The sequence below is a fragment of the Bacillota bacterium genome, assembly GCA_040754675.1.
GTDB lineage: Bacteria > Bacillota > Limnochordia > Limnochordales > Geochordaceae > Geochorda.
On record JBFMCJ010000134.1, the window covers coordinates 1 to 8,971 of the forward strand.

Genomic DNA, 8,971 nt, shown 5'->3' on the forward strand with positions numbered 1-8,971 from the left:
TGGCGGCGGTGGCCACCCGTCCTCCGGCCGTTCCGGACGCGTCGTGGTCGGCAGGAAGGCCTGTGCCGGAGCGGACGCTGCTCTGGCTTTCGTGGCGGTTCGGCCGGGCCCACTTCGGGCACGTCAGAGTCAACGGCCGGCGGGGGCTGAGATCGGGTTCGGGAGCGCTGCCGCAGGCGGGGAGCCGGGCCACGCTGCCCGTGACGTTCGGTGGACGCACGCTCGCCGCCGTGCTGCTGGAGCGGGAGGCTCCACGCGCCTGGCCGCCTGCAGAGCAGGACGCCCTGAGTTCCCTGGCGGACCACCTGGCCCTTGCTCTTGAGAATGCCAGGATCGTCTCCCGCACCAGGGAACTGGCGCGGCTCGAAGAGCGCCAGCGCCTTTCCCGGGACCTGCATGACGCCGTGAGCCAGAACCTCTTCTCCCTGAGCATGCTCCTGGCGGCCGGCCGGGAGCACCTGCACGCGGGCCAGCACGCAGCGGCGGGCGACGCCCTGGAAGAGGCGGAGCGGCGCGCCCGCACCGCCCTCCAGGAGATGCGGCGGCTCGTCCAGGAGCTTCGCCTGGCGCCGGCCGGGCCGCGATACGCCGGTGAGTTGAAGGCCGCGCTGGCCGGGATGGTGCAGTCGCACCCGCTGGCCGGTCGGGTCGGGACGGAGGTGCGGTTCGTGACAGGCCCGCTGGACGAGTCGGCCCTGATGGGCGAGGCAGCCTTCGAGGCGCTGGTGAGGGTCACCCAGGAGGCCGTCCACAACGCCCTGAAGCACGGGGCACCCCGCCTGGTGCGGGTTCGGCTTGCGGCCTCCGGCGGCGGGCTGGCCCTGAGCGTGCGGGACGATGGTGCAGGCTTTGACGTGCGCAAGGCCAGGACGTCGGGCGGCCAGGGGCTTTCCATCATGGGGGAACGTTGCCGCCTGGCGGGCGGCAGGCTGCGGTTACGTTCACGCCCGGGCGCAGGGACGCTGGTCAGCGCATGGGTGCCCACCGGCGGTCCGGGAGGCGACGGCGCCGTTTTCGCAGCATCCGGGGCGGTGGTGTGAGTGGGGGAAGCGGCGGAAGAGCGGCGGATCCGGGTTCTCATCGCCGACGATCACGCGGTGGTGCGAACGGGGCTGCGCATGTTCCTGGGCACGCACCCCGACGTCGAGGTCGTGGGTGAGGCGGGAAGTGCCGGTGAGGTTGTCCGGGCGGCTGAGGCGTGCGGGCCCGATGTGGTGCTGATGGACCTGGTGATGCCGGTGGAGGCGCCGGCTGGGCTCTCCGGGAGCCCGCCGGCCGCGGCCGCGCACGGGATCGAGGCCATCCGCCGCCTGCGAGAGCGGGCGCCGCAGGTACGCTGCCTTGCGCTCACCAGCTTCTCAGACGAAGACAAGCTTCTGCCGGCCCTTGAAGCCGGGGCGGCCGGCTACCTGCTCAAGGACGTGACACCCGACGAACTCATCCGGGCCGTGCGGGCCGTCGCGGGAGGCCAGGTGTACCTGAGTTCGACCGTGGCCGGCGCGGTGGTGCGCCAGGCCACTCGCCCCCACGAGCCGTCGCCCCTGGACCGGCTCACGGCTCGGGAGCGCGAGGTTCTCGGGTACCTGGCCGAGGGCCTGAGCAACGCCGAGATCGCTCGCCGCCTCTACCTGTCCGAGGCGACGGTGAAGTCCCACGTGACCAGCATCCTGCGCAAGCTGGAGGTCCTGGACCGGACGCAGGCCGCCCTTCTCGCCGTGCGCTCGAGGCACCCATGACGCCGGGCAGGGTACGGCCGGATCTGGCCCGAGAGCGAGGGTGGCCGGTAGGGCTCCACGCATGGAACGCATGAGTTCGGGGCCGGCGCGCTGGCCTGAGGCGCTTGTGCGCTTCGTGGAACTGTTGGCGGCGGCCATGCCCGAGGGAGAGGCCCTGCGGCGCGTGATTGGCTGGCCCGCCCTGCACCTCGACCCGGCCCTGTGCTCGGGCGCGGAGCCCGAACTGGCCGACGCAGACCAGGAGATCCGTCCATCGTAGCGGCTGGCAGGTCCGGTTCCCCGCAATGGGGTATTGGGATGGGTGACTGACCGTCAGTCAGTGACCGACGGTCAGTCGGTCCGGGCTCCGTGCCCGTGCGCGGGCTGGAAGGAAAGGACAGGGTGAGGAGATGGCGGAGTCGCTGTTCGACGTGGACGTGCCGTGCTCGAAGCCCGAGCACGAGGTGCGCGTCGACTTCGACGTGCGCGTGCCGATGCGGGACGGCATCACGCTTTCGGCGGACGTCTACCGCCCGTCTTCCGCCGGCCGTTTCCCGGCCATCCTGCTGAGGACGCCTTACCTGAAGACATCCAAGGAGGCCTTCGAACTTGCCACCTACTTTGCCACCCGAGGTTACTCCGTGGTCTGGATGGACGTGCGGGGCCGGGGCGACTCCGAGGGCGCCTTCGTCCCGTACCGCAACGACGGCCCGGACGGCCACGACGCCATCGAGTGGTGCGCGGCGCAGCCCTGGTGCGACGGCAACGTCGGCACCATGGGCGGTTCCTACCTCGGGCGCATCCAGTGGCTGACCGCCGTTCTGCGCCCGCCGCACCTGCGGTGCATGGTGGTGCTCGTCACTCCTTCCGACCCGTTCGTGGAAATGCCCATCGGAACGGAAGGCCCCATGCACGTCTGCTGGCGGCACATGACGAGCGGCCGGGTTTTGCAGAACGCCGAATCCATCGACTGGATGAAGATTTACGAGCACCTGCCGCTTGCCACGATGGACGAGAAGCTCGGCCGGCACATGCCCGACTGGCGGGAGGCGCTGGCGCACCAGACCCTTGACGACTACTGGCGCCCGCTCTGCTACCAGAACCGGTTCCACGAGGTGGACGTGCCGGTTCTGCACATCTCCGGCTGGTACGACGACGAACAGATCGGCACACCCCTCAACTTCATCGGGATGACCCGCCACGGCCGCACCGAGGCCGCCCGCCGCTCTCAGAAGCTGCTGATGGGCCCGTGGGCCCACCGGGTGAACACCACGACGAAGCTCGGCGAGGTGGACTTCGGGCCGTCCGCCGTCATCGACCTCCGCAAGTACCAGCTGCGCTGGTTCGATTACTGGCTCAAGGGCATCGACAGCCGCATCATGGACGAGCCGCCGGTGCGCATCTTCGTGATGGGGGCGAACCGCTGGCGGGACGAGCACGAGTGGCCGCTTGAGCGAACGCGCTGGACGCGCTATTACCTGCACAGCGCAGGGCGGGCGAACAGCCGGTTCGGCGACGGCCTGCTCTCCACCGACCTGCCCGGCGACGAACCGCCGGACAGCTACGACTACGACCCGGCCCGGCCGGTGCCGTTCATCACGGAGCCGACGTCCAGCCAGATCGGAGGCCCTGACGACTACTCAGCGGTGGAGCGCCGGGACGACGTGCTGGTGTACACCACGCCGCCGCTGGCCGAGGACGTGGAGGTGACGGGGCCGATAAGGGTCGAGCTTTACGCCTCCTCGTCCGCCGTGGACACCGATTTCACCGCAAAACTGCTGGACGTGTGGCCGAACGGCTTTGCGCAGAGGTTGTGCGACGGGATCGTGCGCTGCCGCTACCGGGAGGGGATGGACCGGGTGGTGTGGATGGAGCCGGGGCGCATCTACCCGCTCACCATCGACCTCTGGAATACCTCGCAGGTGTTCAAGAAAGGCCACGCCATCCGCCTCGAAATCTCCTCCAGCGCCTTTCCCAAGTACGACCGCAACTTGAACACCGGGGGCGACCTTGCCGCCGAGACGAGGATGGTCGTGGCCCACCAAACCGTCTACCACGACCGGGAGCACCCCTCGTGTGTCATCCTGCCGATCATCCCCGCGGCGATTCCCAGGTAGTCCGCGTCCGGAGCCGGTGGCCGGACGTTATGAGCCGGATGGCCGCATGTACCGCCACTTCTCTGCGAGCGATCACGCACGGGCGCACTCGCGCGGATGGAGGGGCGAGGGATGAAGGAAAGGCGGTTCGCACCGTCGAAATAGGGGGAGCCACCCCACCCTGGAGGGAAGGGATCCAAATTGTCGATGGCCGAAGAGCGTTCGCTCACGGATGAACGCGCTTACGACGCGCTGCGAACCGACGAGTTCCTCTGGCGCCGCGCCCGCGACCTGGGCGTCTCGCGCCGCCGCCTCCTGCAGATGATGGCCGCGGGCAGCGCGTCCCTGGCGCTCGCCGGCCTCTGGCCACGGGCGTTGCAGCGCGCCCGCGCCGCCTCCGCCTCCGACGACCTCGTGCTCAAGCCCACCCCGCCGGAACTCTTCATCGACTTCAGCAGCAATAAGGAGATGCGCTGGGAGGCCATGTACGGGCGGGGGTATCTCGTCCCCAACGAGCTCTTCTTCGTCCGCAACCACACCCGCACCGCCCGCATCGACGTTTCCACCTGGCGGCTGCGGGTGGAGGGCTCGGGCGTCCGCCGCCCCCTCGAACTCACCTACGACGACCTTCTGGCCATGTCCTCGGTCTCGGTCATCCGCTACGTCGAGTGCGCCGGCAACGGCCGCAGCTTCTTCGAGGCCGCCTACGGCCGCAAGGCCCAGGGCACCCAGTGGAAGCTCGGCGCCATCGGTGTAGCGGAGTGGACGGGGGTTCCCCTCGCGGAGGTGCTCGACCGCGCCGGCCTCAAGCCGACGGCCCGCGACGTGATGCCCGAGGGGCTGGACGAACTGCGCGTCCGCCGCCCTATGCCGGTGGCGAAGGCCCTCGAAGAGGACACGCTCCTCGTCTACGCCATGAACGGCCAGCCGCTGCCCCCGGACCACGGCTTCCCCGTGCGGGTGCTCACCCCCGGCTGGATTGGCGTGGCCAACATCAAGTGGGTGGGCCGTATCGAGGTCTCCGAGGAACCCCTCTTTTCCGCGTGGAACACCGAGAGCTATGTTCTCATCGGGCCTGACTACCAGCCGAACCCACCGGCCAAAGGCCCCGTCCTTTCCTACCAGAGCGTCAAGAGCGCCCTCGAACTCGCCTGGCCCGCAAAGCTTCCTGCGGGCTACCACCTGATCCGGGGCCGTTCGTGGTCGCCGTTCGGCCGCATCGCCAGGGTCGAGTACAGCCTGGACGGCGGCAAGACGTGGAGCGAGGCGCGCTTGCACGAGCCCGACATCGCGAGGGCGTGGGTTCGGTGGGACTTCGCCTGGGACGCCGCCCCCGGCCAGTACACGATCCGCGTGCGCGCCACGGACGAGAAGGGCAACACCCAGCCCGACCGCGTCCCGTGGAACGATCAGGGCTACCTCTACAATGCGGTGGTGGGCCACCCGGTCACCGTGGCGTGACGCAACCTGGCGAAAGAAGGCAACACCAGCGATGCTTGAGACGACCAGGCTATCTTGCAGGCGGCTCTTCACAGCGGCGGTAGCAGCAGCGCTCGCCTGGGCCGTTTCCATCATGGGTGTGGCGGCGTTGCTGACCCGGTACGCCGAGGCCGCGCGTGCACCCGCAACCATCTCCATCCACACGTTGGAGTTCAAGTTTGAGCCGCAGGGCGACGTACAACTCAAGGCGCCCGCGTCCGGATCGGGGCACGGCACCCTCGTCGTCGGGGCGGGCGAGATCGTCTTCAGGGTAACCAACGCGGGTGCCATCGAGCACAACTTCATCATCTGGGACAAGAACCAGAGGATACTGGCGGAGATCCCCGTGCTCGCCGCGGGGGAGACCCAGGAAGTCCGGGTGAGACTCCAACCCGGGGAGTACACGATCATCTGCACCTACCCCGGCCACACGGATCTGGGCATGATCCTTGCCCTGCAGGTGAAATAGCGAGAAGACCCGAGAGGTGCTGCCGGGTCTAAGAGAGCCGCAAGAAGGGCGGGCCCAGCAGCCTGCGCAGGAGCACGCTGCGGGCCCGCGCTTCGATCCGGTCGTCCAGGCGGCCCAGCCGCACGGAACCGCCGTAGCGGCGATCCAGGGCCGCCTGCAGCAGCCAGTCGGCCAGTTCTGGGTTTTTGGGAAGCAGGCTGCCGTGCAGGTAGGTGCCGATGGCCGAGCGGTAAACCACGCCTTCCGTCCGGTCCGTGCCGTTGTTGCCGTGGCCCCGCAACACCCGGCCTAGCGGGCGCGCCCCGGGGCCGAGGTGGGTTCGGCCGCCGTGGTTTTCGAAGCCGACCAGGGTGAGCCTGCGGCCCGGGAGTTCTGCCTGGACCGCGATGTCGCCGATGAGCCGGCCCTTTCCCGCTTCGGTCCAGACGGCGAAGATCCCCAGGCCGGGGATCTCGTACCCGTCGGCGGTGCGGTAGAAGTGCCCCATGAGCTGGTACGCGGCGCAGACGGCCAGCACCGGCAGCCCCTCTTCGATGGCCGCCGCCAGGGACGGGCCTTTGTAGCGGCGCAGATCCTCCGCGATGGCCCGCTGGGCCCGGTCCTGCCCGCCTCCGAGCACCACCAGGTCAAACTGCCCCGCGTCCACGTCCGTCCCCAGCCCCGCTTCGGTGACGGCCGGCTCGATGCCGTGCCAGCGCGCCCGTTGCACCAGACTGAGGACGTTGCCCCGGTCGCCGTAAACGTTCAGGAGTTCGGGGTAGAGGCTGAGAATGGAGAGCTTCGGGCGACAGCTTGCGGCCGCTTCACGGGGAGGGCCGCCTTCAACGGCCTGCGCTTGCTCGTGGAAGAGCATCGAGGGCCAGCACCCTTCTTGCGGACAGCATGGCGGTGTACGTGGGCAGGACGAAGAGCGTCTGCCCCGGCGGCAGGAGGCGAACGCCCCGGCGAAGCGCCCTGTCAATGGCCGGCTCGACCACCAGGCGCTCCGGCACGACGCCCGCATACTTGAGCCGCACGGCCATGTCCTGGGCGCGCCTTCCGGAACAGATGGCCCAGGCCAGTTCGCCCGAGCCCGGCGACGCCAGTTGTTCGAAGTCCACGTCCCAGATCCACGAAACGTCCCGGCCGTCGGCGGCCAGGTCGTTGAGCGCGAAAACCACGTGGTACGGCCCCGGCCGGCTCCGGATGGTCCGGATGATTTCGTTGAACCCGCTGGGATTTTTGACCAGGGCCACCACGACGGCCCTCCCGGCCACGCTGAACGGCTCCATGCGCCCGAAGGGCGTACTGGCGCTCTCGATGCCCTCCACGATGCGGTCGACCTCGAACCCCAGTGCCAGGCCGCCGGCAGCGGCGGCCAGCGCATTGTAGAGGTTGTGGAGGCCGGGGAGCTTCAGGCGGCAGGTGCGGCTTCCCGCGGGCGTCACGAGTTCGAAGCGGGTGGTTCCGTCGGCCTCGGTTTGGGCCTCCCGGGCGTAGACGGCCGGGGCGGGCCGGGCATGTCCGCACGCTGAGCAGGCGTAGTGGCCGAGGTGCGAGTAGTAGAGCCGTTGGTAGTGGTAGGGGGACCCGCACCGCACGCACTGCGACCCGTCGGCGGTGAGGTGGGCGGAGGCGCCGTCGGCGGCCGGAAGTTCGAGGCCGAAGTAAAGCCACGGTGCGGATCCATTCAGGGGCACCCGAGCCTCGGAAAGGGAAACGCCGAGAGGGTCGTCCGCGCAAAGGACAAGCTGCGTTCCTGCCCCGCAGCGCTCAACCCCGTCCCGGACCTGCCGGACGGTGCCGTCCACCTCGCCGTACCGGTCAAGCTGGTCGCGGAAGAAGTTCGTCACCACCACGGCTTTGGGCCGGACGGCGGGCGCGACTCCCGTCAGCGACCCCTCGTCGACCTCGAGCACGGCCAGGTCGCCTCGCCCCTGCCCCCGCCAGCTCACGTTCTCGAGGAAGGCCGATACGATGCCGCTCGACATGTTCGCGCCGGCCAGATTGTGTACCACCTGCAGCCCGCTTGCCCTCGCGATGCTGCTCAGGAGCAGCGCTGTCGTGGTCTTGCCGTTGGTGCCTGTGATGACGACCGCCCCGCGTGCCGGAACCCTGGCGAGCCTGTCCAAGAGGCGCGGCTCAAGGGCGGTCGCGAGCCTTCCGGGCCAGGTGGTGCCACCGCGGCCGAGGCTCCGGCTGACCAGCATGGCCAGTTTGCCGGCCCACAGGGCCACCAGCGCCTCACGGCTGACGCCGTCCACCGACATGTCCTGCCACCGCCCAGCCCGATCCACTCTGTTGTCTGTTCTCCCGACATCCAGTATCCGCCCGAACGGGCGCGCCGATGCTGGGGCGCATACTATGGGACGGCGCGGTGCACCGCGCCCCGGAGAGGGTCCAGGCCGCATGATGGGGATAGGCTGGCTGGAACTGGCCGTCCTGATCCTGGCGAGCTTCCGGCTGACGCACCTGGTGGTGTTGGACAGCATCACCGAGCCGTTGCGCCGGTGGGTGGCGGGCGGAAGGGATCCCCTTCGGGCCGACCCTGCCAGCATGGGGCGCGCCCGGGCGTGGTTCGTGGCGCTTGTGACGTGCTACTGGTGCACCGGCGTCTGGGTTTCGGCCGCCCTGGTCCTTCTCTACGCCGCCTTCCCGAGCCTGCTCGTGAGGACCGTCCTGCTCATCCTGGCCGTCGCCGGCGGCCAGGCGTTCGTCGAGTCCCTCATCCTGCCGCGCCGCTGATGGTACGTGAAGACGGTGTACGGCGTGTTCGGGAGCAGGGCAATCCTGAAAGGGGAGGCGTTCCCATACGGTGGCCTGGCCTGAAGCTACGGTGAGTTCAAAGCGTGTCGGCCTTGGACGTCGTACGCTTCGGCCATGCCTTAATCGCCCTCCACCGGGCCATCACCGGTATCGACCTTCCGGTGATCGCTGCCGTTAACGGCGCGGCCTTCGGCGGCGGCTTGAACCTGGTCGAGGCGTGCGATCTGGCCATCGCCGCCCGGTCGGCCCGCTTTCGCGCCCGCTGACAACTGCCGGCCGCCTCAATCCGGCATCGGCATCTTGATGCCCGTGCGGCGGGCGGTCTCGATGGCCTTCTCGTAGCCGGCGTCGGCGTGGCGCACCACGCCCAGCCCCGGATCGGTCGTCAGCACCCGCGAAAGCCGCCGGGCGGCGTCGTCGGTGCCGTCGGCCACGACCACCATCCCGGCGTGGAGCGAGTACCCGAT

Annotated in this window: 11 protein-coding genes; 8 read left to right on the forward strand and 3 right to left on the reverse strand. The window is 69.5% G+C overall.

The window, feature by feature from the left end:
- The 6 genes from AB1609_09480 to AB1609_09505 all read left to right on the forward strand — a co-directional run.
- Nucleotides 1-1,040 (forward strand): GAF domain-containing sensor histidine kinase (locus AB1609_09480; protein ID MEW6046693.1); only part of this gene is annotated, 1,040 nt, incomplete at its 5' end.
- Nucleotides 1,041-1,736, forward strand: a complete 696-nt coding sequence (locus AB1609_09485) for a response regulator transcription factor (GenBank protein MEW6046694.1) — start codon at nucleotides 1,041-1,043, stop codon at nucleotides 1,734-1,736.
- Nucleotides 1,737-1,797: 61 nt separating this feature from the next.
- Complete coding sequence (locus tag AB1609_09490) at nucleotides 1,798-1,995, forward strand: hypothetical protein (protein ID MEW6046695.1); 198 nt, start codon at nucleotides 1,798-1,800, stop codon at nucleotides 1,993-1,995.
- 130 nt (nucleotides 1,996-2,125) lie between these two features.
- Nucleotides 2,126-3,832: a CocE/NonD family hydrolase gene (locus tag AB1609_09495; GenBank protein MEW6046696.1), complete on the forward strand. Its 1,707-nt coding sequence runs from the start codon at nucleotides 2,126-2,128 to the stop codon at nucleotides 3,830-3,832.
- Between the two features lie 186 nt (nucleotides 3,833-4,018).
- Entirely contained in the window at nucleotides 4,019-5,272 is a 1,254-nt protein-coding gene (locus tag AB1609_09500; GenBank protein MEW6046697.1) for a sulfite oxidase, read from the forward strand.
- Nucleotides 5,273-5,303: 31 nt separating this feature from the next.
- Entirely contained in the window at nucleotides 5,304-5,759 is a 456-nt protein-coding gene (locus tag AB1609_09505; protein MEW6046698.1) for a cupredoxin domain-containing protein, read from the forward strand.
- Between the two features lie 28 nt (nucleotides 5,760-5,787).
- On the opposite strand, the gene AB1609_09510 is transcribed toward AB1609_09505, so the two are convergent.
- Together AB1609_09510 and AB1609_09515 are read right to left on the reverse strand one after the other, a co-directional pair.
- A complete protein-coding gene (locus AB1609_09510) occupies nucleotides 5,788-6,612 on the reverse strand; it encodes a glutamine amidotransferase (GenBank protein ID MEW6046699.1) in 825 nt (274 codons plus the stop codon).
- Nucleotides 6,581-8,035 (reverse strand): MurT ligase domain-containing protein, encoded by a 1,455-nt coding sequence (locus AB1609_09515; GenBank protein MEW6046700.1) that lies wholly within the window; start codon nucleotides 8,033-8,035, stop codon nucleotides 6,581-6,583. Before AB1609_09515 ends, AB1609_09510 begins: the two co-directional genes overlap by 32 nt.
- A gap of 112 nt (nucleotides 8,036-8,147) precedes the next feature.
- Between AB1609_09515 and AB1609_09520 the strand changes: the two genes are divergently transcribed.
- Nucleotides 8,148-8,483 carry a DUF1360 domain-containing protein gene (locus tag AB1609_09520; protein MEW6046701.1) on the forward strand — a complete coding sequence of 112 codons (336 nt, stop codon included), beginning with the start codon at nucleotides 8,148-8,150 and terminating at the stop codon, nucleotides 8,481-8,483.
- Nucleotides 8,484-8,587: 104 nt separating this feature from the next.
- Nucleotides 8,588-8,770, forward strand: coding sequence for an enoyl-CoA hydratase-related protein (locus tag AB1609_09525; protein ID MEW6046702.1), 183 nt, complete (start codon nucleotides 8,588-8,590; stop codon nucleotides 8,768-8,770).
- Nucleotides 8,771-8,785: 15 nt separating this feature from the next.
- Here the strand turns inward: AB1609_09525 and AB1609_09530 are convergent.
- Nucleotides 8,786-8,971: urocanate hydratase (locus AB1609_09530; protein MEW6046703.1), on the reverse strand; the 186-nt coding region annotated here is incomplete at its 5' end.

Bases quoted from the DNA above. Each gene is read 5' to 3' on its own strand.
- AB1609_09490 (MEW6046695.1), top strand. From the start codon at position 1,798: ATGGAACGCATGAGTTCGGGGCCGGCGCGCTGGCCTGAGGCGCTTGTG.
- AB1609_09495 (MEW6046696.1), top strand. From the start codon at position 2,126: ATGGCGGAGTCGCTGTTCGACGTGGACGTGCCGTGCTCGAAGCCCGAG.
- AB1609_09500 (MEW6046697.1), top strand. From the start codon at position 4,019: ATGGCCGAAGAGCGTTCGCTCACGGATGAACGCGCTTACGACGCGCTG.
- AB1609_09505 (MEW6046698.1), top strand. From the start codon at position 5,304: ATGCTTGAGACGACCAGGCTATCTTGCAGGCGGCTCTTCACAGCGGCG.
- AB1609_09510 (MEW6046699.1), bottom strand. From the start codon at position 6,612: ATGCTCTTCCACGAGCAAGCGCAGGCCGTTGAAGGCGGCCCTCCCCGT.
- AB1609_09520 (MEW6046701.1), top strand. From the start codon at position 8,148: ATGATGGGGATAGGCTGGCTGGAACTGGCCGTCCTGATCCTGGCGAGC.